Below are 25,282 nucleotides of genomic sequence, written 5' to 3' on the forward strand. Positions count from 1 at the left end.
ATTATGGCGACCGTGATCCGAAAGCGAAAGAATCCACCGGCCAGCCGGCCGTCACGCACGGCCAATCCGATCGAATTGCCCGATGGCATGAGGGATCGTATCGCCGCGAAGGCGTATGAATTATGGCATGAGCGGGGTCGTCAAGAAGGCCGGGATCTCGAAGATTGGCTCGATGCGGAGGCGATCGTGATGGAAGAGATTCATGAAGCTCGCGAATGAATCAACGGCCGGTGTGTGGGCGCCGTTGCCGCCGGGGCTGGATGGCCTGGTGGATCGGTTGGAGGCGCTGTCCCTCGGTCCGATGTTTGCGGCGGAACGGGATCGTGCCTTGCGCCAGGCGTTACGTCCGTATTTTGAGTTTGCCGGGAACGCCCCGCTTCCCCCGTTTGCTCAGGAGGTCGATCTCGCAACGTTCACGATCTATGCGGACTACTATCCCCAGGACGGACAGCTGACCCTGATCGAGCAGTTGCGCGATGTGGTGACTGAGCATATTCCTGAGGAAGAGCGGGCCTGGATGGATCCGCTCAAACACTCGTATCTGGACCTGGTCGAAATCGTACCCGCCGGCGACGCGACGGGGAAATGGGCCTGCCGGTCTTTGGGAAACGGCCGTCTTTATCAGGTGCAAGGCGGTGAGTTTAGCCTGGGGGCGCAGGCCGGTCAGGTGTTGTTGACGCGATTCGTGCAACAGCCCGGTGACCCTGAAACGAACGAGGTCGTACTCGGCGGGAGTGCGCTGCTGCTTTCTCCTGAGGAAGGCCGAACGTTGTACGACGCTGTCTGCGCATTGCGTCGCCAACGGGAAATCAATGCCGGGTCTTTCGAGCTCGGCGACTGGCATGAGTTTGCCAAGCGATTCGGATATGAGTTGCTCTGGGTCTATTCGCAGATGCGTCTGCGAGCGCTCTACCAGGTCGTGGCCGGAATCCGGTACTGTCATCCCGATGGGCAGCCGTATCTCTATTCGTTTGCGCTCTACGAGCATCGGGAATTCAAATTTCTTCGTGAGACCTTGGCCGGAATGAGTGGTCTGGATCCTGATCCGGCGACTGTTCACACATCAGGCGGATCGGGCGCACGCATGCGGTGGGTGCAACATGGATCGGTTGAGGCGGGCAATCCGGCGGTCGTCACTCGTCTCACGTTGACGTCTACTCAACTGTGGGTGGAAACCGACTCGCGTGAACGGCTGGATACTCTGAAGCACCAGTTGGCGTCGGCCTTAGGTTTTTCGCTCCATTTCCTGGGAGAAGCGACCGTCCCTCCGCCACACCTGTTGAGTGAGGAAGAACTCGATGCCGAACAGCCGGTACGAGTCATCGTGACTCAGGAGCAGGATGCGACGTTGTTGCAAGCGTTTTTGGAGACCGCCTATCTGGATTGGACCGATCGGGAAGCGCCGGTGCTGGGGGGCAAAACGCCGCGCCATGCCGCCACGACGCAGGACGGACGTGAACAGGTGGCCCGGTTGCTCGATGAGATGGAACAGAACGATTTCGGCTGGTCCCGTATCGGCCGACCGGCATTTGACTATAACGTGCTCCGCGGGCATGTTGGCATCGATGAGGTACGCCGTGAAGACGCTCCCGCCGAACGCGCTTGATGACCTCCTGACCCGTGCACGCCCGGCCGAGGGCGCGTCCCCGAACATCCTTCGCGTACTCCATGCTATCCACGATGTGTGCGGATTTATCGATCCAGGACTTATCCCGGCTATCGCTCGCTCGCAAGGGGGCACCGAGGCCGAGGTGGCCGGTGTGTTGTCCTACTATCCTTCGCTGAATACTCAGCCGGTCGGGCGACATCGAGTTCAGGTATGCCTTGGCGAGTCCTGCCTTGCCAATCGATGCGATCGAGTGGTGGAGGTGATTCAGTCAAAGCTGGGGATCGATTTGGGCCAGACGACGTCCGATAGCCGGTTCACGCTTGAGCCGGTGTCCTGTGTCGGCAATTGTGCGGTGTCGCCGAGCGTGCGAATCGACGGAGAACTACACGGGCGGGTCCGGCCTAGCGATGTCCCTGGCCTTCTGGATCGTTATCGATGAGCCGCATCAGACTCTACCTTTCCAACGACACCTCATCTTGTGCGGCCGGAGCGGAACGCCTCGCCGAGGCTTGGCGTTCACGGTCCGACGTTGAGCTAGTCCGAACGTCTTCCCGCGGCGCGTTCTTTCTTGAGCCGATGGTCGAGCGCGATAGTCCTGATGGGCGCCTGGCCTGGTGCCAGGTGGCGCCCGCCGATCTTCCCAGGATTCTGGCAGGCGACGGCGGCGTTCCGGTTTCCACTATTCCATTCCTTGCGAAGCAGACGAGACATACGTTCGCCTCATTTGGCGTGACCGAGCCCTTGTCGACGGAGGCGTATCAGGCGCATGGCGGTCTTGCCGGTCTTCGTGCCGCGCAGCAGGTGAGTCCTGCGGCCATTATCCAGGAGATCAAGACGTCTCGATTGCGCGGACGGGGGGGCGCTGCCTTTCCTGTGTGGAAAAAGTGGGAGGTCGCTGCCGCGACCACGGCGGACCGCAAGTACGTGGTCGCCAATGCCGATGAGGGCGATGCGGGAACCTACTGTGACCGGATGATCATGGAGGGCGATCCGTTCCGCCTGATCGAAGGCATGCTGATTTGCGGGCGGGCCATCGGGGCGCAGGCCGGTTACGTCTACTGCCGACGGGAGTACCCGACCGCCACAGCCGGCTTGCATGCGGCCATTCGGGCGGCGGAGGCCGCCGGGTGGCTGGAAATTGACGGGCGGCGGTTCTCCATCGCGGTGGTGTCCGGAGCAGGTTCCTATGTGTGCGGCGAAGAAACGGCCCTATTGGAATCGCTGGAAGGGCGGCGCGGTGTCGTGCGTGCGCGGCCTCCGCATCCGGCGCAGTCCGGTCTCTACGGCCGGCCGACGATTGTCAGTAACGTCCTCACCTTTGCCACGATCCCGAATATCCTCGCGCGGGGTGGAGCCTGGCATGCGTCGATGGGAACAGAGGGTTCGCGCGGCACCGCAGTCCTTCAACTCGGCGGACGGGTGAAGCAGCCGGGACTCATTGAGATTCCGTTCGGTCTCACGCTCCGTGAGGTGCTCGATCAATTCGGACAGGGAATGGCAGATGGCGCGCGCCTGAAGGCCGTGCAGGTCGGAGGACCGCTCGGCAGCCTATTTGCGGACGCGCAGTTGGATATTCCGATCTGTTTCGATGCGTTTGCCAAGGCGGATGCGATTCTCGGTCATGGCGGTATCGTCGTGTTCGATGACGAGACCGATATGTTGGAGCTCTCCCGGCATCTGATGGCCTTTGTGGCGGATGAGTCCTGCGGGAAATGCGTGCCTTGCCGTATCGGATCTCTGCGGGCGCGCGAGATCCTTGAAACGGTTCAAGCGGGGCAGGCGACGGAGGCGGATTTGGCCCTGCTGACTGAGCTGGGCGATACGATGAAGGCAACCAGCTTGTGCGGACTGGGATCGCGAGCTCCCTATCCGGTGCTGTCGGCCTTAGAGCAATTTCCCGTGGATTTTCGCAGCCGGGTGCGATCATGAGTGATTCAATATTGATGACGATCGACGGCTCGCCGGTGACGGCGCATGCAGTCGATACGGTATTCACCGCTGCCAAGCGGGCGGGCTTGACGATCCCCGGCCTCTGCACCTCTGACCATCTTGCGCCATTCGGGTCGTGTCGGCTCTGTGTCTGTGAAGTGGAAGGACAGAAAGGGACGCCGGCCTCCTGCACGATGCCTGTACAGGCCGGTATGGCGGTGCATACGCAGACCGACCGGCTGGTTCGGCTGCGACGGAACGTGACGGAACTCTTGCTGTCAGAGCAGCCGACAGATGGGACGTTGCCTGCCGTGCTCCAAGAATTGGCGCGGTCGGTGGGCCTCGACCATGTTCGGTACCGCCAGCCGACTGTCCGGGATCAAGTACGGGACAGCTCGAATCCGTTTTTTACCTTTGATAATGCCAGATGTATTTCCTGCGCGCGCTGCGTGCGGGCGTGCGACGAGATCCAAGGGACGTTCGCCCTCACGATGGTGGGGAGGGGATTCGGTGCCAGGCCGATGGCCGGCGCGGCTTTCTACGGGGACGCTTCCACGGGGTTTGCTACCTCAAATTGCGTGTCCTGCGGGGCTTGCGTGAAGGAATGTCCGACCGGTGCTCTGGTCGAGAAGACCGTACAGCAGCATGGTCACCCAACGGAGACTGTCCGCACGACCTGCGCCTATTGCGGTGTGGGCTGCATTTTCGACGCCGGTCTTCGGGACGGGCGGGTGGTGACGATGGTGCCGGCCGATGACGGACCCTCCAATCACGGTCATGCCTGTATGAAGGGGCGATTCGGCTGGACCTATATCTATGCAGAGGACCGGCTGAAGACGCCGATGTTGCGCACTGGAAACACCTGGCAGTCTATCTCCTGGGAAGCGGCCCTCGACCGTGTGGCTGACGAGTTCACCAGAATCAAGAAGGAGTTCGGTTCTGATGCGCTGGCGGCTATCTCTTCCAGCCGGGGGACGAACGAGGAAAATTATCTCTTCGGGAAATTCATTCGCTGCGTCATGGGGACCAATCACATCGACAACTGCGCGCGGGTCTGCCACAGCGCGACCGTCACCGGCATGATGGAGACGCTGGGCGCGTCCGCCGCCACCAACTCGATCCAGGATCTCGATCAGGCCAAGCTCATCATGGTGGTGGGCGCCAACCCGACCGAATCGCATCCGGTGGTCGGTGCGAGCATCAAACAGGCGCATCGCCGGGGCGTTCCGCTCATTGTGATTGACCCCCGAAAGACCGAACTGGCTCGGCTGGCGACGCTGCACTTGCCGCTCAAGCCCGGAACGAACGTCGCTCTCCTGAACGGCATCGGTCATGTGATCGCGAAAGAGGGCCTGCTCGACGGCGCCTTCATCGACGCTCGAACCGATGGCCTCGACGATTGGCTGAAGGCCGTTGAGCCCTGTACCCCGGAAAGAACGGAGCAGATCACCGGCGTGCCGACCGATCTGATTCGTGAGGCGGCCAGGCGGTATGCGACGAGCGGCGCGTCTTTGTGCGTGCACGGCCTGGGTATGACGGAGCATCGCTGGGGGAGCCACGGTGTGATGGCCTTGGTGGATCTGGCGCTGGCGACGGGGAATATCGGCCGGCCAGGGACCGGCATCAATCCGCTCCGTGGCCAGAACAATGTGCAAGGCGCGTCGGACGTGGGCTGCTTGCCGGTGTATTTTGCCGGCTATCAATCGTTGGACGATGTAGAGCTGGGAAGGCTGCATCAGCAGGTCACCGGGCGGCCCTTGCCGACGAAACGCGGGATGAAGACGCCGGACATGTGGGACGCGGCGTTGGCCGGACGGTTGAAGGGTTTGTGGGTCATCGGCTATGACGTGGCGCAGACCGATCCTAATCTCAAGAAGGTCCGTGAGGCCTTGAGAAGCATTGAGTTCTTGGTGGTGCAGGATTTGTTCATGAGTGAAACGGCCAAGCTGGCCCATCTCGTCCTGCCCGGCGCCTCGTTCCTGGAGAAGGACGGCACGTTCACGAACCTGGAACGGCGGATTCAACGCATACGAAAAGCGGTCGATCCGCCTCAGGGTGTCTTGTCGGACTGGCAGGTCGTCTGTGAAGTATCGACTCGCATGGGCTATCCGATGAGCTATCGGCACCCGTCGGACATCATGGATGAGATCGCGCGGCTGACGCCGATGTTCGCCGGGGTGTCGTATGACCGGCTGGAGGCGCCGGAAGGGTTGCAGTGGCCGGTTCCTGCGGTCGGGCATGGTGGTACCGCGCTCATGCATCGCGACCGGTTCCCGAAAGGAAAAGCGCACTTCGTCGGGGTGGACTATCTGCCGCCCGGCGAATCGCCGACGGAGGAGTATCCCTTTACGCTCGTGACCGGACGGATCCTGCAACATTACAATTGCGGCGCACAAACGCGGCGGACCGATATTCTCGAGGTCGTGGATGTCGATGTGCTGGAGATGCATCCGGAAGATGCGGCGAGGATGCAGGTCGGGGGAGGGGATCTGATCCGGCTGGTGAGTCCGAGAGGGGCCGTCCTCTTGCCGGTGGTAGTCAGCGAGCGCGTGCAGCCGGGACAGCTCTTTACCAGTTTCCATTTTCCCGCCAGCGACGTCAATTCTTTGCTGTCCTCCAGTTCCGATGACCTGTCGCGTTGTCCGGAATACAAGGTCTCGGTCGTCCGGGTCGAACGAGTGGAACGGGAAGAACTCGATGCGGAGGATGAGCGAGAACTGGAAGCCGTCCACGTGAGACTGATTACGTGAACGCGCCGCTGCCCACGTCTCCCTCAACCATTGTGCCCATGCCAGACGCCTACGCTCCGGCGGAGGTGGCGAAGCGGGTCCGCGATGTCGGGGGGAAGAAGGCGACCGCTCCGGCAGTCACCCTGTTGGCCCTTGCGGTTCTTGCCGGAGCCTTCATTGCGCTCGGCGCACTGTTCTATGTCGTGACGGTGACAGCCGGGCCTGGCCAAACGAGCCATTTCGGATTCACGAGGCTGATTGGCGGGGCGGCGTTCAGTCTCGGGTTGATTCTCGTGGTGGTCGGCGGGGCGGAATTGTTTACCGGCAATAATTTGATGGCGATGGCCTGGGCCGCCGGGCGCGTGACGGGTGTGCAAGTGTTGCGCAACTGGGGATTGGTCTATCTTGGAAATCTGGCGGGCGCCATCGGGACGGTCGCGCTGGTGTTGTTGGCCGGGATTCCTCAACTGGGTGATGGCGTCGTCGGCGAGACGATGATCCGGATTGCGCGCGCAAAAGTCACGCTCGATCCCGTGTCGGCGCTGGCGCGAGGGGTGCTCTGCAATGTGCTCGTCTGCCTGGCGGTCTGGCTCTGTATGGCGGCGAGAAGTGTAACGGATAAGATCCTGGCGATCGTCTTTCCGATCAGTGCGTTTGTCGCCTGCGGGTTCGAACATTCCGTGGCCAATATGTTCTTCCTTCCTTTGGGGATCGCGTTGACGGCTTCGGGGGGCGACCCGATCGCCTGGACAGGGGCCTGGGTCAATCTTGCGGTCGTCACCATCGGCAATGTGATCGGCGGAACAGGGCTCGTAGCCTTGGTCTACTGGTTCGTGTATCTTCGCGGGGACGGCATGAGTCCCGAGGCCAGGGGGTAGAGGACGAAGACGGTTCTCCCTACGGAGCGGCGCGCGAGATCCTATGATTTATACGGTCACTCTCAATCCGGCGTTGGATCATTTTCTCGATGTCGACGATCTGCGTGTGGACGATGCGAACCGAGTCAAGGGCGAGTGCCTCTATGCCGGCGGGAAGGGCATCGATGTGTCGCGCGCGATCCGGCATTTGGGCGGAGAGAGCATGGCGCTGGGATTTATCGGCGGGCATACCGGCCAGGTCATGATCGAGTTGCTGAAGGCGGAGGGGGTGACCTGTTATTTCACCGCCATTGCGCAGGAGACGCGGCGCAATATTATCGTGACCACCGCGCGGGGGCGTACCCAGACGATGCTCAATTCGCGCGGGCCGATGGTGACGAAGACAGAATGGGCCGCCTTTCTCGCGCACCTCACGCTGCTGAATCTTCGGGATGCCTACGTGGTCGTGAGCGGGAGTCTTCCGAGGGGCGTTCCGACTGATGCCTATCGTCAAATCATCGCGTTAGTTCAATCGCGCGGCGCCCGAGCGGTCCTGGATGCTGATGGCCCCTGTCTGAAATCGGGCCTTCGGGCAAAGCCGTTTGCCATCAAGCCGAATGTGAATGAACTGCGCCGGCTGACAGGGCGACCGCTGCGGTCTGAACGCGATCTCATTCGGGCCGCCGAACGAGTGCGGGATTCCGGGGTGGAGGTCGTCATGGTATCGCGAGGGGCGCAAGGGGTTGTGGTGCTTGGGCCAGGGGAGCGGTATCGGGCGAAGCCCCCGGCGGTGAAGGTCCGCAGTACTGTCGGAGCGGGCGATTCGACGGTGGCGGGATTTGTGTTCACCCATGCCGCAGGAAAAGGGCTGGAGGCCTGTGCGCGGATCGCCACGGCGGCGGGGACTGCGGCGACGCTGGCGCCGGGGAATCAGCTGTGCCGCGTGGACGATGTGCGGCGATTGGCTCTCAAAGTGAAAGTGGTGTCGTTTTAATCTCGTGCACGATGGAGGACGTATGAAAGTGCTTGTGGCGACCGATGGATCGAAATATGGCCGATGGGCAATTGAATGGGTGGCGAAACTCCCGCTGACGGTCAAGCCGGGCGTGCGGGTGTTGCATGTGGTGGATGTCGCGAGCCTCCGTGCGCCGTTCATGATTCAGCCGGTGGTGGTGGGGACCGAGCGATACATTCAGCAAGAAGTGAAACGCATGGAAGCGGCGGCGGCGTCTGCGAAGACGGAGTCGAAGGACTTGCTCTCGTCGTTGGGCATGAGCGGTACGGTCACCCTGGAGCGGGGCGCGGTGGCGGCGACCATCACGAAGCATGCCTCGCGAGGCGTCGGGTTGCTGGCGCTTGGGTCACGAGGGCTGGACGCGTTGGATCGTTTCATGCTCGGGAGCATCTCGACCCATGCGATCCATCATGCCGCCTGTTCGGTGCTGATCGTCAAAGAGGCCTCTCGTCCGCTCAAGCAGATCGTCCTGGCGATCGATGGGTCTGCGGCATCGGACAAGGCGGTTCGGTTTCTCGTCAAAAATATCAATCCGCAGTCGAACGGGCCTGAAGAGCAACCGGTGAACGTCACCGTGGTGCACGCGATGCCTTTCCTCAAATATCCGGAAGTCCGGGAAACGGGTAAGGCGATTGTTCAGCGGTATGCCGACAAATTGGCCAAGGCCGGGTTTCAAGTTCAAGAGGCTCCGAAGCTCGGCAAGCCGGCCGAGGAGATTCTCAAAGTCGCCAAGGCTCATAAGGCCGATCTGATCGTCACCGGGGCCAAGGGCCTCGGTGCCATCGGGCGAGTCTTGTTGGGGAGTGTGTCGACGCGCGTGGTGCAGCACAGCACCTGTTCCGTCCTGGTTGTCCGCTGAGCGCGGGAAGCGGCCGTCCCAGGTTCGGTTAGGCGCGGTAGATGATGTGGACGCGGGAGAGGAAGTCTTCGAGCGCGGCGGTCTGTCTCTTGATCGCGGGTTCGTCGCGTCGGCCTGCCGCCAACTCCATCACGCCGCCGATGTCGCTAATGGCGTTGAATCCATACCCGCCCCCGTCGCCCCGCATGCGGTGACCCAGGATGCGAATCGTCTCGAAATCCTTTTCGGTCATGGCGGTGCGGAGCGTCTGAAGATCCTTCTGGCGGTTGGCCAGGAAGGTGGGGATGATGTCCTCCAGATCCGGATCGATATAGACGGTGATGCGTTCGGGAGAGGCGAGCTTCGGATTGGTCATGGGCGGTGTCCTTTACAGGCTTGTAAGAGCTCGATGAGGGTCGTCTTTTTGACGGGTTTGGTCATGTGCGTATTGCACCCGGCCTCGAAGATCTTCACCGCTTCTTCCTTCAAAGCCAAGGCGGTGAGGGCGATGATGTGTGTGGCTGGCAGATCGTGATCGCGCTCCCACCGGCGAATGGTTTTCGTGGCGGTCAGGCCGTCCATCACCGGCATTTGCATATCCATCAGAATCAGATCGTAGTGGCCGTTCTTGAATTTTTCGACGGCGATGGCTCCGTTATCCGCAATATCCAGGCGGTGGCTGGTGCTTTTGAGATAGGAACGGATCAGCAGCTGATTGTCCGCGGAGTCTTCGACCAGCAGGACTCGCAGGGATGTTGCCGGAGTGGTGTGTTCCGGGATGGCTGTGTGAGGCACAGGTACTGGTGTGCCTTTGGTGCGCCCCAAGGCAATGCCGATCGTTTGGTACAGATCGGATCGTCGGATCGGCTTGACGAGATACCCTCCCAACCCAAGGTCATAGGTGCGGGCGATATCGTCGGCCCAGTGGTTGGACGTGAGCATGATAACCGTGAGCCCTTTTCGACTCGGCGAGGCGTTCAACGCTTCGGCCACGGCGAATCCGTCCATGCCGGGCATACGGCAATCCAGCAGGAGCAGTTCGTACGGCGTGGCGGATCCGGATGCACGTTCGAGTTCGGCCAGGCCCGCGGGACCGTTCTCTGCCTCGGAGACGGTGGCTCCCCAGGCACCTAACGTCTCCCTCAGAATCAGGCGATTGGTGGGGTGGTCGTCGACGACTAACGCATGCACGCCTGACAAGTTGATTTGCGGGGGCATCCTGCTCCCAGGCGGGTTGGAGGCGACGCCAAAGGCGAGCGTGCAATGAAACGTGCTGCCCTGTCCCACCGTACTGTCAGCCCAGATCTGCCCGTTCATCCGTTCCGCCAAGTGTTTGGAAATGGTCAGGCCCAATCCGGTCCCTCCGTAATGTCGAGCGGTCGAACTATGGGCTTGGGTAAAGCTTTCGAAGATCTTTGCCAGTTGCTCAGGCGGAACCCCGATTCCAGTGTCGGTGACGGAAAAGCGGATCACACCCGGAGTGGCGGCACCCGGCTCATTGGAAATCCGGACGATTACCGAGCCCTTGTCCGTAAACTTCAACGCGTTGCCGATCAAGTTAATCAGAATCTGATTGAGCCGATGCGGATCGCCGATCAGCGAAGACGGGACCTCCGGTGCCAGATGACAGGCGAGCTCCAACCCCTTTTCGTTCGCGCGCATGGCGAGAATCTCGATCGCTTTGTCCAGGACTTCGTTCAGGTCGAAGTCGATGGATTCAAGGTCCAGATGACCGGACTCCACTTTTGATAAATCTAAAATATCGTTGATCAGGTTGAGGAGGTTCCCGCCGGCCCGTCGGAAAATACGCAGGTACTTTCGTTGTTCCGGCGTCATCTGGGTTTCCCAGAGCAGATCGGCCATGCCAATAATGGCGTTCATGGGGGTACGAATCTCATGGCTCATGCTGGCGAGAAATTCGCTTTTCGCCTGACTGGCCACTTCAGCCGCCTCTTTTGCGACACGGAGAGCCTGTTCGACCTCCCGCCGCTCGGCGGCCTCTAGCGCCAGTGTGGCCATGGTGGCGAGGGAACTGGTGAGATGGGCCTCATAGGGCGTCCATTGGCGACGTCCGCCCACGTGTTCTGCACAGAGGATCCCGACCACCTGTCCTTTTTGTCTAATCGGCGCATCGAGCATGGCCCCGATGCGGAGAGGGCGAAGATAGGTTTCGGCAAAATCGGCTGTGCGTGGATCGGACAGGGCGTCGTGGGCGGAGATCGCATGTTCTTCGCCGGCGAGTGCGCGGAAGTAGCGCGGGTAGTCCGCGACTGTGAGGGTGGTATCAGGCCGGGCGGGGTGCGTGCCTCGTTCATACAGATCGGTCTGGGATATGGCGAGCCGGTTCTTATCGAAGAGCCAAATGCCGGCGCGGTCCACTTGCAAGAGGTTTCCGCACGCGGTCGTAATGGCCTGAAATGCGGCGGGCAGATCTCCACTGGTCAGTGCGTCATTGTGGGCGAGGGTTTTGAGGGCATCCTGGTATTTCTCCAAGAGCATGGCAGGAGTGGTGCGAGGTCGTTTCGAAGTAGCGCTACGTGTAGTCGATGGGGTAGTGCGGGCTCGTCGGCGTGGATCGGCGGCTGATGGTCTCGTCGATTCCCGTCGAGGAAGATCTGGGTGACGTGGCATACCGCTCTCTTCTGGACCAGTTCGGATGACCTTCTCGACTGAGCTTAGCTGTCGCGGGTGTCTTGGACCAAGGAGAGGATCCCGGCTGGTTTGACACGGTTCCGGCCTTCCTGTTTGGCCTGGTAGAGCGCTTGGTCGGCGGCCTTGATGAGATCGGTCGGCGAGGTATGGCGATTGGGAACCATGCTGGCATAGCCGACGCTGACCGTCACCAGGGCGTCGTCAGTATGAGAAATCCGTAACTCCTCGACCCGTCGTCGGAGACCTTCGGCGACTTGTGCCGCGCCATCGATGCCGGTGCCGGGAAGGACGATGACGAATTCATCTCCGCCGTAGCGGGCCACCAGGTCGCCTGGCCGGTTGACGGCTCCCGTGACGGCCGTGGCCACTTGTTTGAGACACTCGTCTCCCGCTGTATGACCTTTGCTGTCGTTATAGGTCTTGAATCGATCGATATCGAACATGATGAGCGAGACCGGGGTCGACTCGCGGACGGCGCGTCGCCATTCCTGGTCGAGGAAATCGTCGAATTGACGCCGATTCGTAATGCCGGTGAGGCCGTCCAAGCAGGAGAGCCGGAGCAGCATCTGGTTGGCTTCCTGGAGCTGCCGCATGACTTCAAGGAGTTCCTGTTCCCGCGCCCGCCGTCGGTCGATTTCATGGACGAGGCGGAGCACCGACCGCACGCGGGTCAGCAGTTCGATCTTATTGACGGGCTTGGCGACGTAGTCCATGGCGCCGGCGGCAAACGCGAGTTGAAGTTCCACCGGGTCTGTCTTGACGGTCACCATGATGATGGGCGTATCCCGGAATCGGTCGTTCGCTTTAATCTGGCGACAGGCTTCGATCCCGCTCATGGCCGGCATGAGGATGTCCATGAGAATCAAGTCGACCCTGGCCGTGGCTTGTTTCCCGTTATCCAATCCGATGAGTTTGAAGGCATGATTGGCCGACTCGGCCACGAGAATTTGCTCGTATCCGGCGGCGGAGAGGATCGATTGCAACAGCAAGCGATCATCGGGAGAATCGTCGACGATCAGGATAGCCATGTGTGTAATGTACTCGTAGTAAGCTGCTTGAAGAACCGTACCAGCTAGTCCGGATAAACACCAGGATAAAGCTTTTTGACACAGGGCTGGCAGAGGCCGTGGCTGAATTCGGCCTCGGAGTGGTCGCAGAGATATTCTTCCAGCTGCTGCCAGAAGCCCCCGTCGTTGCGGATCTTCTTGCAGGAGGCGCAAATTGGAATCAGGCCGCGAAGGACTTTCACCTCTTTGAGTGCCCGCTGCAATTCGTCGTTGCTCCGCTGTAGCTCGCTTTCCCGTTCTTTCCGGCAATCCATCTCGTGCTTGAGAGCCAGGGCAGAAGAGACGCGCGCAAGGAGTTCCACGCTGTTCACGGGCTTATTGATGTAGTCCATGGCTCCGGCTGCAAAGGCCTCTTTCAGATTGCTGAGGTCGTTTTTTGCAGTGACCATGATGATCGGGATGTCGCGGAGGTGGCCGGTACTTTTTATCTGTCGGCAGGCAGAGACGCCGTCAAGGTCCGGCATCAGCACGTCCATGAGGATGAGATCGACCGGGGTGGACAGCGCGGGTCCCTCCAGATTGAGGGTGGCAAACGCGGCTTTGGCGGATTCCGCCGTCAGGATATCTCCGTGCCCCGCCTTGGTCAGGAGCGAGCGCAGGAGCAGATGCTGGTCAGGGGAGTCATCGACAATAAGAATAGCCATGATACTTTCTCTTAACGGATGATTGCAGAAAAAACTGGAGAGGGCATGGACGTCCATCCTCTCCGCGGAATATTTCCTAAGTATAGCAAATGCGATGGGGGAGTCCGAGCGAGGCCGGGAAATGGTTACTGGAGTTTCGACTTGACGAGATCGCTGATGACTTTTCCGTCGACGGGTTGTCCGGCCAGGCGGACCATCACGGCTTTCATGACCGTGCCCATGTCTTTCAGTGCGCTCGCGCCCGACTCAGCGATCACGCTTCCGACAAGCTCCTCAAGCTGTTGCGGAGAGAGTGCTTGCGGGAGATAGCCTTCAATGATCGTGATTTCCTGGCGCTCTTTTGCCGCCAGCTCAGGCCGCTGAGCCTTCTCGTACTGTTCGACGGAGTCACGGCGTTGCTTGATCAAGGTCGTCATGATCTTGCTCATCTCCGCGTCGTCCAGATCTTTCTTGAGTTCCATTTCCTTGTTGATGATCGCGGCCTTGACCATCCGGATGACATCCATCCGAAGCTGATCCCTCGATTTCATCGCGAGTTTCAAATCTTCTGTTAAGCGGTCGCGTAACGACATGATCACCTCAATCGTTCATTGGAATCAGTTTCAGCGATTCAGAATACTCTGGCCCCATGAGCGAGTCAACGAAGGGGGTGTCGTGGCGTTGGATGACATGAAAGCGTATGATGCATGACATGGAAAGCAACCGGAGCGAGGTGGTCGGATAGGCGAGAGGAAAGGGGAGGTTATGAGGAATCGCGTTCGAGTGACGGGAGTCGGAGCGGTGATGGCGAGTATGCTTCTGAGTCTTGGCGGTTGTGCGAGCGAGGCTCCGAAGTCGACGTCTACGATGACGCCGGAGCAGGTGCGCGGTCATGCCGACAAGGCCTTTGAGAAATTGAAGCTGGAAGAGCAGGGACGCTCGGCCGATCCCGCGATGCCCCGTTAGCGAGAGGATTGCTCCGGCAGTCGAAGGAGCAGCGCGCCCAGGGGTTTGATCAGCGGGAGTTCCAGAAATAATCGCGCCGAGGTTCGCTGTTCGACTCGCCGGGGTTCGTGAAATGTTCGGAGCAAGGCCAGAGAGATGATGAGTCGCAGGCTTCCTGAGATGAAGAAGATGAACGGGAGATTCGATACAGGATCAATGTGAAGAGTTCCGAATCGGAGATCCCCCGGCACGGTGCCGATGAGCCAACTGCCGACAAGCGTGCCCATGGCCCATCCGATCGCATTCACGGTGCTTGAGACAGCCACCGCTTTTGCCCGATCCGCCGGACGCACGGCGTCGAAGACGTAGTTGCTCAGCCCGAGCGACAATCCCGCCCAGACCACCCCTCCCAAAAAATTCACGAGCACCAGAAACAGCCACGTCGTGCTGATCAGATACAGCATGGGGAGAAACGCCACGAGCAATCCTGTAAAGGTGAGCAGCGCCTTGTTCCCAAAACGGTCTCCGAATTCGCCCCAGCCTGGGAGGGTCACAAACTGGCCGACAATGGCGGCAGCGGCCCAGGTACCGTAGGCCCAGTACGAGAGATGCAAGTCCTGCAGCATATAGATCACGAAGAACGGACCGGAGATCAACACGGCGAGGTGCATCAGGCCTGAAAAGAGAAGGAAGTGGCGGAAGTCTCTCGAGGTGCCGGTGCGGAGAAAGGCAAGAAATCCACGGCTTGCCGGTTCTTCGTGTTGGATCTGGAGATCGGTGACCTTGGCCAGCGAGAGCGCGGATAGGCTGCGGAACACTCCTGCGATCAGGAAGAGCAGGATGAATCCGACCCAGAGGCGGTCATAGTGTTCGAAGAGACTGAGGAGTGCGCCGCCTAAGCAAAGCGCTGCAAAACTCGTGATGGCCATGAGTCGCGAGCGCCGGGCAAAATAGGCGCCTCGCTCGTTGGCGCTGAGTAGATCGGTGATCAGGCTTGTCCAGGCAGGGGAGGTGAAATGGGTCGCCCCAAAGTAGAGAGCCGATCCGGCGACGAGCAGCCATGGCCCCCATTGGGGGAAGAGGAGCGGAAGTGCCAGGATGGGCAGCCAGGCGATAGACTGGCCGATGATGCCCCAGAGTACGTGGGTCTTGCGATGGGGAAACCAATGCGACACTTTCACGGACACGAATTGGGCCCAGGTGCCGAGCAGCTGCGGGAGCGCGGAGAGCAGGCTCAACTGAAACGGGGTGGCGTGGAGCATGAGGGCAAAGGCCGAAAGATATTGCTCGCCGGCCCCCTGTGTCGTGGCCTGAAAGATGCCGTCGCGCAGACCAAACCGCCGGCCTGAATCATGCGCGGCGGCTGTTTCGGCTGATTCCTGAGTCGAGGCAGCGGGGATGGCTGAATTCATTCGGTTATGTTCACAAGGAAGTAGGACCGTCACGGCACTCTATCACAGGACGCGACCAACCAATCTCCTCATCGGTCGAGGCGAGCGGATGGTTGACCCCTGTTGCTGAGTCCCGATACCATGAGTACGAGGATGAGGACAATGGGAAGTCTCTGGCTCAGAGTTTGTGAGAACCGATGGCGTACCTTGGTGACGTCATCTCCTGTGGGATGCTGCCTCTTGGTCCTGGGCCTCTGGATCTCTCCGGCAAACGGGAAAGACTTGATGCCTCAAAAGGAACAGGAAACGACGGAGTTTGGATCAACGCAAAGCCCCTCGTTCGACGATCAGAAAGCCGGAATTCCTCAGTCGCTGTTTACCTGGATCAAGATGGCCAGGGGGTACGAAGTCGAGTGGGATACGTTCGGCCGAAAGGGCTGGTACACGCAGGACCCACGATTGAAGCCTGTGGATCCCACCTCGGTGTTCCCGCCGGATGCCGCGGCGGTCTACATTGTGTTTGAATCGGCTCCCTTGGAAGACCCCACACAGTTTAGTGCGCAGTGGTTCTTGGAGGGGGAGGGCGGTACCCTGCCGGCCAAGCCGTTTGGGCAGGATATTCTGGAACTGCCTGGCTATGAACGGTATGGGTTTCTTGAGTTGAAGCGACCGGGCGAACGCTGGCCGATGGGGAGCTATGTGGTCAAGTTGTATATCGCTCCGCATGGGCAACAGTCCTTTCATGCGGTCAATCAGGTGGGGACGTTGCGGTTTACGATTACCGACAAGATGCTCCCTTCCCCTCCGTCGGCGCGCTGAGCGATACCGATTCTCACACGATTTCATTTCGAGACTACGAAGGAGTACAGGCCACGATGGGAGAACGCGTGAAGGTGTCTGATCTAGAGAAACTGACCTTGCTCTATGAGCGATTTCGGGATGTCTGTCTGGTCGAAAAGGAAGTCTGGAAAGAGATCTTCATGCCGCGGGATATTACGTTGGGAGGGCCTGTACGGACCAATATTCAGGATCGCTACGATGTCGAGATCGATGATAACGCCATCGAAGATACGCTGGAGGCGAACATTCCCCTGGGCAAGGCGTCACTCGAAGCCGCGATACAGGAGTATCGGCAGCACATCACGTTCTATCGCAGAGCGTGATGCGACTACTTGGTTGCGAGTACCCGTTCTACTTCTTTGACGATTTCAGGCGATGACGGCTTCATGCGGTGCGGAAAGCGCGCCACGACATTGCCGTTTCGATCGACCAGGTACTTCTGGAAATTCCATTCCACTTCGCCGGGGAACGGACTTTTTTCAGTCAGGTATTGATAGAGCGGGTGCTTGTCCGATCCCTTGACGCTGATTTTGCTGAAGAGGGGAAAGCTGACGCTGTACTTCGTCAGGCAGAAGCCCTTGATCTCCGCGTTTGTTCCCGGTTCCTGCTGGCCGAAATTGTTGGCAGGAAACGCCAGAATCTCAAACCCCTTGTCATGGTATTGCTCATAGATGGCTTCAAGCTCTGTGTACTGCGGGGTATTGCCGCAGAAGCTGGCCGTGTTGACGACCAGAAGCGCCTTGCCTCTGTAGTGTCCGAGGTTGACCGGTTTCCCATCGATATCGTCCATCGTGAAGTCATAGAGGCTGGTCGTTTTCGCCGTCATCAGTAGTCCTTCCGGTTCAGCTTGCACAGCAGGGACCGCCATGAAGAGCCCGCTCATGAGCGTCGCTAGAGATGCTGCAGTGAGGAATGTGTTCATCATGGGCTCCTTCTTCCTTTAGAGCTGTTCTAGTGCCGCGACCCGCTCTTCGATCGGCGGGTGTGTGGCGAGGAGATGCATGAATCCTGAGGTGTTTCCGGATATCTTCATCGTGGCCAACGCATCCTGGCCGCTGGGCTGAAACTGCGTGCGGCTGACCCATCGATCGATGCCGCGCAACGCCCCGATCATCGAGTCTTTCCCATAGACCTTGGCTGCAAAGGCATCGGCGGCAAACTCACGCCGGCGTGAATGCCAGCTTACGACGATCATGGCGAGGAACGAGAGCACCACTTGCAAGACGATGTAGACCACCAAGCCCAGAATCGGGTTGCCTGCGGAGCTGCCTTCTTCCCGGTCCTGCCCCGAGGGTTGCCCCACCATGCTGGAGAGGAAATTGCTGATGTAGTGCACGAAGGTGTTCATGAGCCCGGCGAGTACCGTGGTTGTGAACATATCGCCGTTATAGACGTGTCCCATCTCATGGGCGAGCACGGCCTTCACTTCAGTGTCCTTCAAATTCTGTAGCAGCCCGGTGGAGACAGCGACCATGGAGTTGTTCTTACTGGGACCGGTGGCAAAGGCATTGGGGTCCGGTGAGCTGTAGACCCAGACTTCGGGCATGGTAATCCCCAACCGTTGAGCAATCTCCTGGACCGATCCAAAGATCACATGCTCCGCCTGCGTCCGGGGCTGGGTGATCTGCTCGCAGTCGAGCATCGCGCGGGCCATCTGTTTCGAGAAGGCCAAACTGATGAACGCGCCGCCGAATCCGATCACGAGCGACCAGACGAGCAGTTGCTGGCTAAACACCCCGCGCACATCGATGCCGAATGCCGGGAGCACCGTATTGACCAGCAGGTTGGCCGTGAACGAGAGCGTCAGATAGATTAAGAAGTTCGCAATTAAGAAGAGCCCAATGCCCTTAAGCCACTTCATCGATATCCTCCTTGGGGACAGAAACTCGCCGCCGGTAGGGGGTGAGTGATTTTGTTGCTTTGATTATACACAAACCGCTCGTTCGAAATGTAGGCGACGGTATGTGGCGTCCCGAGAATGGAATATAAGGCTCGATCGGCAAAGGTCAAGACACCGGAAGCTTCTGAATGTGTGGGGGAAAGTTGACCCCTTCGTCGTGATCCTGTTAGAAGGGTCTCATCGTGGAGGTGCACATGGGAGCGTGTAGGCTGATCGGTGCGGTTGGATTGATGATCGCCTTGCAGATTGCGGTTGCCCAGGCTGCGGATATTGCCCAGCCGGTTCCACCCTTTGTGGTTCCTCTGGCGGCTGATGGGGTTCAGCGCGCCACGATCACCCTCGACAGCTACTCCTATACGCCCAACCATGTCATTGTCGAATCGGGGAAGCCGGTGGAATTGATCTTGACGAGTATTACGACCATTACGCCGCATAACTTTATTATCAAAGAGCTCTCTGTCGAGCAGGACGTGTCGGCAGGGAAGACCGTCGTCGTCAAATTCACACCGACGCAGACGGGCGTGTTTCCTATCTATTGTGACAAGCGTCTCTGGCCCCTGCCCAGCCATCGCGACAAGGGGATGGAAGGCAAGTTCGAAGTAAAGTAGAGGTTGTTCCACGAGTACGAATCCCTCCAAGACTGGGCTGCTTCGCGACCTGCTCAAGCAAGTGTCCCGCCTGTTCTATACGACGTTAGTCGTCGTGCCGGCAGATGTACGGGATCAGGTCGGCTTGGGCTACTTGTTTGCCCGTGCCGCCGACACGATCGCCGATACGGATCTGATTGATCGTTCGCGGCGTCTCGACTTCCTCAGTCAGTTGAAAGCGCAGTTTGTGAGCGACCAGATCTCCTGGTCGCAGATTCGTGACATCCAGCAGGCGATGGGCCCGCTCCAGCAGGATTCGTCCGAGCGTGTGCTGCTTGAACGGCTGGAAGACTGTTTTCGACTCTTCCAGGACTGTTCCCCGGAGGATCGCCGTCGTATACAGCGGCTCATGACGACACTGACGCAGGGCATGGAGTTGGACCTCAGCCGCTTTTCCGGACAGTCGGCCGACGAGCTGACGGCGTTGAAGACGCTCGACGATCTGGATCGGTATACCTATTACGTGGCCGGTTGCGTCGGCGAGTTCTGGACCGATCTCATGTGCGCCCATCGAAAAGCGTTGGCCTCATGGAATGTGAAGCACATGTCTGACGTGGGCGTGCGGTTCGGGAAAGGACTGCAGCTCACGAACATTGTGAAAGATGTCGCGCACGATCTGCAGAAGGGGCGCTGCTACATTCCGGAGACGATGCTGGATGAGGCGGGGCTCACGCCGCGCGACCTGCTGAACCAGGCCAATCTGTCACGCTTTCGGCCGGTCTTGAGCAAGCTGATCCGCATGGCCACGGAGCATCTCGATCAGGGCTGGATGTATACCATGTCGATTCCGCGCCACGAAATGCGGCTCCGGCTGTCCTGCATGTGGCCGATCCTGTCAGCCGGCGAATCGCTCAAGCTGGTGTTGCAGTCGCGGGATCTGTTGAATCCCGCCGTGAAAGTGAAGATCCCGCGCAGTAAGGTCTATCAGATCCTGGCGCTGACCACCTTCACCGGTGCCTGCGGTTATGTCGGGACGGCCTATTGGGGAAGACTGAGGAAGCAGATCGCCTAGGCTGGTTCTACTTCTTCTGCGGCTCCAGGAGCTTTTCGCCCTTCTTGAACACCGCGAAGATCGCTTGTGACGGGCAGGCGTCCAGGCAGAGACGGCAGCTTTCCAGGCAGCGGGAGGGATCGAACTTATAGGGAGGCGTCGAGATCCAGGCGCTGGTCGGGCAAATAGGGATGCAGATCCCGTTGTGCAGACAGCGGTCGGGATGGCGGACCAGGTGATCGCGAATGACCATCATAGGCTTTACTCCTTCAAAGAGACCTTGGGAGAAGATCTCAAACATGTTTTTGTCGGGAAGACTGCTCACTTCCACTCCTTCACGAGGGCTTTCAGTCGATCTTTGAGTTCGGGAATCTGTTCGAGATTATTCTCGATCGCGCCGATGATCTTTTCCACTCGGGCTGACTTCAGGGCATCCTTATCTTTCTTAGCTAGACGATCAAACTCCGCATAGGCTGCCTGGTGTTTGGGTTCAAGATGGGCGCGGGCATCAATCAGGGCCTGTCCGAATTCCCAGGCTTCCGGCGCCAACGGGGGCACGATGGTAAAAGAACCGTCGGTGAAGACGACTACCGCAGCGCCTTGTTTCCCGGTTAAAGAGAGCACGGCTTGAACGGTTTTGCCTTCACAGGCTTTCCAATCCAGTGTCAGCCCGGGAAACTGTTTGGTGAAGGCCACCTTTTCCTGGTTGGCTTTCCACTTTTCTTCGACAGCCATAGTATCCGTGTACCGTCTTATTGGGACAACGGTGGGAGTTTCGCCGGGGCCGGATGATCGGGCATGAGTAGCCGGGTGACGACGTCGCCCTTCATCACGTGGCACTCCATGATTTCTTTCACGTCGGCTTCCGACTTGACCGTGTACCAGACGCCTTCGGGATAGATCACCACGCTGGGCCCTTCGGCGCAACGGTCCAGGCAGCCGGCCTTGTTTGCGCGGACAGTATTTTTCAAATCTAGCCGTTTCGTTTCCTGCTTAAACATATCGTGCAGCGCTTGTGAACCCAGCTTCGAGCAACTGCCGCGGGGGTCATCGGCGGACCGCTGGTTGGTGCAGACGAAAATATGTCGTTTGAATCCAGGCATCGGTAGTGTCCTATACGGGCATGGTGGCGGTGTTGAGTCGTTCCATCAGCAACTGGACCTCTGCAACATGGAGAAACGGAGATTGGCCGGGCTGGGCGTCCAGGATGGTGCGGATTTCACGCAGTCGCAGGAACGCGCGGCGAAACTCTTCGCCCTTGGCCAGTTCAGAGGATTGAGCGGCAGAGAGCTTGTCGTACTCCGTTCCGATATCGCGGAAGTCTCGCTGCAAAGTCTTGTGCATGGAACAGGATTCGCAATACCACTTCGGACTTTGGTCGGAAGAGGGCGACAGCCGATCGTAAGGGCGACCGAAAAAGTCTTTTCCCAGTGAATACTTAATCACCGGCCCGGAAGAAGCCTGACAGGCATGACACGATCCGGTCGACAGGTCCATTGCGTGCCTCCTCGATAAGATGAGCGGGAAAGTATTCAACGGCGCGCGCATCTTACACCAGGGGTTTTTGGGCTGTCCAGTTGCATTGAAGGTGCATGTGCATATGAGAGATATAGGATAGTGCGAGTCCTCTTGACGACAGAGGTTGGCACCCTGGAACGCTTATGAGATGATGGCGGCATGTTCGCTCTGGCCACCAGTTGAGGATTTATTATGATTATCGGTGTTCCCAAAGAAATCAAAGACCATGAATATCGCGTCAGCCTGACGCCGGATGGGGCGTCGGCGTTGCGCAAGGCTGGGCACACGATTTGGGTGGAGCCGTCGGCCGGGGCAGGGAGTGGATTCACCGATGAAGAGTATCGACGGGCCGGTGCGACGATCGCTTCATCCAAAGGAGAGGTGTTTGAGAAGGCGGACCTGATCGTCAAGGTCAAGGAACCGCTCTTGTCCGAGTGCTCGTTGTTTCGTCCCGGGCAGGTTCTGTTTACCTATCTGCATCTTGCCTCCCTTCCCGAACTCACGAAGACTCTCTTGGAGACGAAGATCACCGCCATCGCCTACGAAACGACTGTGGCACGCGATGGCAGCCTCCCGATGCTGAAGCCGATGAGCGAAATTGCCGGGCGCATGTCGGTTCAGGTGGGTGCCCACTATTTGGAAAAGCTTCAGGGCGGGCGCGGGGTATTGTTGGCTGGCGTACCCGGAGTTGAGCCTGGGAACGTTGTGGTGCTGGGAGCCGGCGTGGTCGGGGCTTCAGCGACCCGGATCGCGGTCGGATTGGGCGCCCAGATCACGGTGATTAATCTGGATGTGGACCGGCTACGCTATCTGGACGACTTGTACCAGGGGCGTATTGTGACGCGTGCGGTAAATGAAGCGGCTATCGAACAGGCGGTGCGCGACGCGGATCTTGTGATCGGTGCGGTGCTCGTTCCGGGGGCTAAATCGCCCAAGCTGGTTTCGCGGGCCTTGGTGGCGCGCATGAAGCCGGGAGCGGTCGTGGTGGACGTCTCAGTGGATCAGGGCGGTTGTTTCGAGACCACCAAGGCCACGACACATTCGGATCCCGTCTATCTCGTCGATGGCGTGTTGCACTACTGTGTGGCCAATATGCCGGGCATCGTCCCACGGACATCCACGTTCGCGCTCACGAATGCCACCTTGCCGTATCTCCTTCGCCTGGCCTCAGAAGGAGTCGAGCGGGCCATTCAATCCGATCCAGGATTAGCCAAGGGTGTCAACCTAAAAAACGGCCAAGTCACCTGTTCCGGAGTTGCTGAAGCACATGGCTTGCGTTTTACCCCCATCTTGTAAGACAATCCGGTTCCCGTTTTTATGAGTCGCCTTGTCGGGGCGTAGCGCAGCCCGGTAGCGCACTGCGTTCGGGACGCAGGGGTCGAAGGTTCAAATCCTTTCGCCCCGACCAAACCGCACTTCGTTCGGCCCGCGTGCTCTTTGTCGATGTATTGCAGTTGACGCACGCGGATAAAGACCTCCAGCAGAGTTAGGTGTTGATTTTCTCCCACCCCGGAGCCTCCTCCGTCATCGAGGCGACGGGCGGGTTACCCAAGCTTCCTTTTCAATTCACCCATTACGTCGTGCGAGTCGGCTTCTCTTGATCGGTGCATCACCGTGATGGGCCGGACACACAACCGTCACGATTTTTTCGCGTGTGGTCTGCGCGGAAGTCACAGGCACAATGTTCCCGCGCGCGGCTGAATCCGCGACGGGCCGGCTCTGGTTGTGTGTTCGTAGGCTCGCGTAGATTTGCAAAACGCGTGACGGGTCTGAGGAGGTGTGAGAGTATTCCACCGTGTTGCGCAATCTGTTGGGGCTCGCAAGGTTGACTCGAGTATGACATCTCAGGTGCGCGCTCACATTGTGGTGAATGGTCGTGTGCAGGGAGTCGGATACCGGGCCTTTGCTGCCCGAGTGGCCGCGCAGCGCAAACTGGTCGGGGGTGTGCGTAACCTCGACGATGGTCGAGTCGAGTTGGATGTCGAAGGGCCGCGCGAGACGATCGACGCGCTGCTCACTGAGCTTGGCGTTGGACCTCCGGCCGCACGCGTCACGGCGGTGACGGTGGAATGGAATCCGGGAACCGAACGATTTACCGAGTTCCAAATCTGGTACTAGCGAACCGAGTCAAAGGATACCGACCGATATGAGTCGACAGGACGAGGAGCTTCAGGACATGAGTGAAGCCCGACGACAGTCGGCCGACGAGATCGAGGGGATTGAAGTGGACGGTCCGCCTGACCGCGAGGAGAAATCCTCGAATCGGTCTGAAGGACTGGACACGCTCAAGAGTTATCTGCGCGAAGTGCGTCGCTCGACGCTGCTCAATTTCAAGCAGGAGCAGGAATTAGGGAAGCGAGTGCAGGCCGGCGATGAGCAGGCCCGGCAGATCATGATCGAGTCCAATCTTCGCTTAGTGATCAGTATCGGCAAGCGCTACATCAATCGAGGCTTTCCTTTTTCGGATATCGTCGAGGAAGGCAATCTTGGACTGATCAAAGCGGTCGAGAAGTTCAACTATAAGCGCGGGTTCCGCTTCAGCACCTACGCATCCTGGTGGATCCGCCAATACATCGAACGGGCCATCATCAATCAAGGCAAGCTGGTGCGTCTGCCGGTCCATGTGGTCGAGCGGCTGAATCGGTATATGGGGAAGGTTGAGCAACTGGTGCAGGAGCTTGGCCGGGAACCGCTGCCGCACGAAGTGGCGAAGAAGATGAAGACCAACGAGGAGGAGATCCTCGACTTGAAGCAGTTGACCCGGACGACCTGTTCGCTGGATAGCCCCATTAATGATCGCACGGATACCTTCCTGCGCGATGTCATCGAAGATCCCATGTGCATGTCTCCGGACGACACGGCGGATGGGATCCGGCGTCGCACAGAACTGATGAGTTGGGTCAAGGAGTTGCCTGAAAAAGAGCAAACTGTTATTGTGTCGCGGTTTGGGCTCGACGGTGATGAGTCGAAGACACTGGAAGAGATAGGCCGGGCGATGGGGTTAACCCGCGAGCGGGTCCGCCAGATCGAAACAACGGCCTTAGTCCGGCTTCGGGGCACGATCGAGCGAAAGACCATGACGCAGGCCGACCTGCTTTAGTTCCGGAGACCGCCATCAACTATCAAGCCCTCATTCGCGAAGTGCCGGATTTCCCCAAGCCCGGTATTCTCTTTTACGACATTACGACATTGCTGAAGGACGCAACGGCGTTTCGCAAGCTGAGCGACGATCTCACCGCACGATACCAAGATGCACGGATCGATAAGGTGGTGGGCATCGAGTCGCGCGGGTTTATCTTCGGCGGCGTGCTGGCGGAGCGGCTGAAGGCCGGGTTTGTGCCGGTCCGCAAACCGGGGAAATTGCCGGCCGATTGCTTCGAGGTGAAGTATAGCCTTGAATATGGATCGAACACCTTGGCGATCCATCGGGATGCCATCGGGTCGGGAGAGCGTGTCTTGATCGTAGACGATCTCCTCGCCACGGGAGGGACGGCCGAGGCGACAATCAGCCTGATCCGCCAACTCGGAGGAGAAGTCGTGGGACTCGACTTTCTGGTCGAGCTCAAGGGGCTTAAGGGAAGAGACAAACTCGCTGGCTATCCTGTGCATTCGACGATCCTCTATTCCTAGGGCCCTCCCGGTTAGTGACCACCAGCCCTTGTCAAAGCCTACACGCCGTGATATAGATGCCGGACTTTTTTTGGGGGATTCTTTACCCAAGGAGCATTATT

The 25,282-nt window shown here is 59.1% G+C and carries 29 protein-coding genes and 1 tRNA gene; 18 read left to right on the plus strand and 12 right to left on the minus strand.

Annotated elements, in window-relative coordinates; all coding sequences use genetic code 11:
• The first annotated feature begins 3 nt into the window (after nt 1-3).
• The 8 genes from Q8N04_15475 to Q8N04_15510 are packed head-to-tail and all read left to right on the plus strand — an operon-like array spanning nt 4 to nt 8,998.
• Nucleotides 4-219, plus strand: a complete 216-nt coding sequence (locus Q8N04_15475) for a DUF2934 domain-containing protein (protein MDP3092074.1) — start codon at nt 4-6, stop codon at nt 217-219.
• Nucleotides 203-1,606, plus strand: coding sequence for a hypothetical protein (locus tag Q8N04_15480; protein MDP3092075.1), 1,404 nt, complete (start codon nt 203-205; stop codon nt 1,604-1,606). Before Q8N04_15475 ends, Q8N04_15480 begins: the two co-directional genes overlap by 17 nt.
• On the plus strand, nt 1,578-2,048 hold the full coding sequence (locus Q8N04_15485; protein ID MDP3092076.1) for an NAD(P)H-dependent oxidoreductase subunit E: 471 nt from the start codon (nt 1,578-1,580) through the stop codon (nt 2,046-2,048). Before Q8N04_15480 ends, Q8N04_15485 begins: the two co-directional genes overlap by 29 nt.
• Nucleotides 2,045-3,538, plus strand: coding sequence for an NADH-ubiquinone oxidoreductase-F iron-sulfur binding region domain-containing protein (locus tag Q8N04_15490; protein MDP3092077.1), 1,494 nt, complete (start codon nt 2,045-2,047; stop codon nt 3,536-3,538). Before Q8N04_15485 ends, Q8N04_15490 begins: the two co-directional genes overlap by 4 nt.
• Entirely contained in the window at nt 3,535-6,288 is a 2,754-nt protein-coding gene (fdhF, locus tag Q8N04_15495) for a formate dehydrogenase subunit alpha (protein MDP3092078.1), read from the plus strand. Before Q8N04_15490 ends, fdhF begins: the two co-directional genes overlap by 4 nt.
• 38 nt (nt 6,289-6,326) lie before the next feature.
• Complete coding sequence (locus Q8N04_15500; GenBank protein MDP3092079.1) at nt 6,327-7,145, plus strand: formate/nitrite transporter family protein; 819 nt, start codon at nt 6,327-6,329, stop codon at nt 7,143-7,145.
• 43 nt (nt 7,146-7,188) lie between these two features.
• Nucleotides 7,189-8,118: a 1-phosphofructokinase gene (pfkB, locus tag Q8N04_15505; protein ID MDP3092080.1), complete on the plus strand. Its 930-nt coding sequence runs from the start codon at nt 7,189-7,191 to the stop codon at nt 8,116-8,118.
• A gap of 22 nt (nt 8,119-8,140) precedes the next feature.
• Complete coding sequence (locus Q8N04_15510; protein ID MDP3092081.1) at nt 8,141-8,998, plus strand: universal stress protein; 858 nt, start codon at nt 8,141-8,143, stop codon at nt 8,996-8,998.
• Nucleotides 8,999-9,026: 28 nt separating this feature from the next.
• Here Q8N04_15510 and Q8N04_15515 read toward each other — a convergent pair whose 3' ends face one another.
• From Q8N04_15515 to Q8N04_15535, 5 genes are all read right to left on the minus strand, one after another.
• On the minus strand, nt 9,027-9,353 hold the full coding sequence (locus Q8N04_15515; protein MDP3092082.1) for an Hpt domain-containing protein: 327 nt from the start codon (nt 9,351-9,353) through the stop codon (nt 9,027-9,029).
• Complete coding sequence (locus Q8N04_15520) at nt 9,350-11,476, minus strand: response regulator (protein ID MDP3092083.1); 2,127 nt, start codon at nt 11,474-11,476, stop codon at nt 9,350-9,352. The genes Q8N04_15515 and Q8N04_15520 overlap by 4 nt, the downstream gene beginning before the upstream one ends.
• A 176-nt stretch (nt 11,477-11,652) precedes the next feature.
• Nucleotides 11,653-12,657, minus strand: a complete 1,005-nt coding sequence (locus Q8N04_15525) for a diguanylate cyclase (GenBank protein ID MDP3092084.1) — start codon at nt 12,655-12,657, stop codon at nt 11,653-11,655.
• A gap of 44 nt (nt 12,658-12,701) precedes the next feature.
• Nucleotides 12,702-13,340, minus strand: a complete 639-nt coding sequence (locus Q8N04_15530) for a response regulator (protein ID MDP3092085.1) — start codon at nt 13,338-13,340, stop codon at nt 12,702-12,704.
• Between the two features lie 125 nt (nt 13,341-13,465).
• Nucleotides 13,466-13,912, minus strand: a complete 447-nt coding sequence (locus Q8N04_15535; GenBank protein MDP3092086.1) for a GatB/YqeY domain-containing protein — start codon at nt 13,910-13,912, stop codon at nt 13,466-13,468.
• A gap of 172 nt (nt 13,913-14,084) precedes the next feature.
• Here Q8N04_15535 and Q8N04_15540 point away from each other — a divergent pair, with 172 nt between their 5' ends.
• Nucleotides 14,085-14,285, plus strand: coding sequence for a hypothetical protein (locus Q8N04_15540; protein MDP3092087.1), 201 nt, complete (start codon nt 14,085-14,087; stop codon nt 14,283-14,285).
• Here Q8N04_15540 and Q8N04_15545 read toward each other — a convergent pair.
• On the minus strand, nt 14,282-15,676 hold the full coding sequence (locus Q8N04_15545; protein MDP3092088.1) for an MFS transporter: 1,395 nt from the start codon (nt 15,674-15,676) through the stop codon (nt 14,282-14,284). The two genes, Q8N04_15540 and Q8N04_15545, sit on opposite strands and share 4 nt — an antisense overlap.
• 264 nt (nt 15,677-15,940) lie before the next feature.
• Between Q8N04_15545 and Q8N04_15550 the strand changes: the two genes are divergently transcribed.
• Both Q8N04_15550 and Q8N04_15555 read left to right on the plus strand, forming a co-directional pair.
• The gene (locus Q8N04_15550) at nt 15,941-16,474 is read left to right on the plus strand and encodes a hypothetical protein (protein MDP3092089.1); all 534 of its coding nucleotides are present in this window, start codon (nt 15,941-15,943) and stop codon (nt 16,472-16,474) included.
• A 56-nt stretch (nt 16,475-16,530) separates the two neighbouring features.
• On the plus strand, nt 16,531-16,818 hold the full coding sequence (locus Q8N04_15555) for a hypothetical protein (GenBank protein ID MDP3092090.1): 288 nt from the start codon (nt 16,531-16,533) through the stop codon (nt 16,816-16,818).
• Between the two features lie 5 nt (nt 16,819-16,823).
• Here Q8N04_15555 and Q8N04_15560 read toward each other — a convergent pair whose 3' ends face one another.
• Nucleotides 16,824-17,420, minus strand: a complete 597-nt coding sequence (locus Q8N04_15560; protein ID MDP3092091.1) for a glutathione peroxidase — start codon at nt 17,418-17,420, stop codon at nt 16,824-16,826.
• 15 nt (nt 17,421-17,435) lie between these two features.
• Nucleotides 17,436-18,356 (minus strand): protease HtpX, encoded by a 921-nt coding sequence (gene htpX / locus Q8N04_15565; GenBank protein MDP3092092.1) that lies wholly within the window; start codon nt 18,354-18,356, stop codon nt 17,436-17,438.
• Between the two features lie 233 nt (nt 18,357-18,589).
• Between htpX and Q8N04_15570 the strand changes: the two genes are divergently transcribed.
• Together Q8N04_15570 and Q8N04_15575 are read left to right on the plus strand one after the other, a co-directional pair.
• Nucleotides 18,590-19,003: a cupredoxin domain-containing protein gene (locus tag Q8N04_15570; protein ID MDP3092093.1), complete on the plus strand. Its 414-nt coding sequence runs from the start codon at nt 18,590-18,592 to the stop codon at nt 19,001-19,003.
• Nucleotides 19,004-19,064: 61 nt separating this feature from the next.
• Nucleotides 19,065-20,054, plus strand: coding sequence for a phytoene/squalene synthase family protein (locus Q8N04_15575; GenBank protein MDP3092094.1), 990 nt, complete (start codon nt 19,065-19,067; stop codon nt 20,052-20,054).
• A 7-nt stretch (nt 20,055-20,061) separates the two neighbouring features.
• On the opposite strand, the gene Q8N04_15580 is transcribed toward Q8N04_15575, so the two are convergent.
• The 4 genes from Q8N04_15580 to Q8N04_15595 all read right to left on the minus strand — a co-directional run bounded on the left by Q8N04_15580 (nt 20,062) and on the right by Q8N04_15595 (nt 21,530).
• Complete coding sequence (locus Q8N04_15580; GenBank protein MDP3092095.1) at nt 20,062-20,289, minus strand: hypothetical protein; 228 nt, start codon at nt 20,287-20,289, stop codon at nt 20,062-20,064.
• Nucleotides 20,290-20,354: 65 nt separating this feature from the next.
• Nucleotides 20,355-20,768, minus strand: a complete 414-nt coding sequence (locus Q8N04_15585; protein ID MDP3092096.1) for a hypothetical protein — start codon at nt 20,766-20,768, stop codon at nt 20,355-20,357.
• A gap of 17 nt (nt 20,769-20,785) precedes the next feature.
• Nucleotides 20,786-21,136 (minus strand): (2Fe-2S) ferredoxin domain-containing protein, encoded by a 351-nt coding sequence (locus tag Q8N04_15590; GenBank protein ID MDP3092097.1) that lies wholly within the window; start codon nt 21,134-21,136, stop codon nt 20,786-20,788.
• Nucleotides 21,137-21,146: 10 nt separating this feature from the next.
• Nucleotides 21,147-21,530 (minus strand): hypothetical protein, encoded by a 384-nt coding sequence (locus tag Q8N04_15595; GenBank protein MDP3092098.1) that lies wholly within the window; start codon nt 21,528-21,530, stop codon nt 21,147-21,149.
• Nucleotides 21,531-21,743: 213 nt separating this feature from the next.
• Between Q8N04_15595 and ald the strand changes: the two genes are divergently transcribed.
• The 5 genes from ald (at nt 21,744) to Q8N04_15620 (ending at nt 25,181) form a co-directional block, all read left to right on the plus strand.
• Nucleotides 21,744-22,847 carry an alanine dehydrogenase gene (ald, locus tag Q8N04_15600; protein ID MDP3092099.1) on the plus strand — a complete coding sequence of 368 codons (1,104 nt, stop codon included), beginning with the start codon at nt 21,744-21,746 and terminating at the stop codon, nt 22,845-22,847.
• Nucleotides 22,848-22,882: 35 nt separating this feature from the next.
• Nucleotides 22,883-22,959 (plus strand) — tRNA-Pro (locus tag Q8N04_15605).
• Between the two features lie 428 nt (nt 22,960-23,387).
• Nucleotides 23,388-23,669: an acylphosphatase gene (locus Q8N04_15610; protein MDP3092100.1), complete on the plus strand. Its 282-nt coding sequence runs from the start codon at nt 23,388-23,390 to the stop codon at nt 23,667-23,669.
• Between the two features lie 58 nt (nt 23,670-23,727).
• On the plus strand, nt 23,728-24,651 hold the full coding sequence (locus Q8N04_15615) for a sigma-70 family RNA polymerase sigma factor (protein MDP3092101.1): 924 nt from the start codon (nt 23,728-23,730) through the stop codon (nt 24,649-24,651).
• A 14-nt stretch (nt 24,652-24,665) separates the two neighbouring features.
• Complete coding sequence (locus Q8N04_15620; protein ID MDP3092102.1) at nt 24,666-25,181, plus strand: adenine phosphoribosyltransferase; 516 nt, start codon at nt 24,666-24,668, stop codon at nt 25,179-25,181.
• Nucleotides 25,182-25,282 lie beyond the last annotated feature (101 nt).

The organism is Nitrospira sp., from assembly GCA_030692565.1.
In the GTDB taxonomy this organism is placed as follows: Bacteria; Nitrospirota; Nitrospiria; order Nitrospirales; family Nitrospiraceae; genus Nitrospira_D.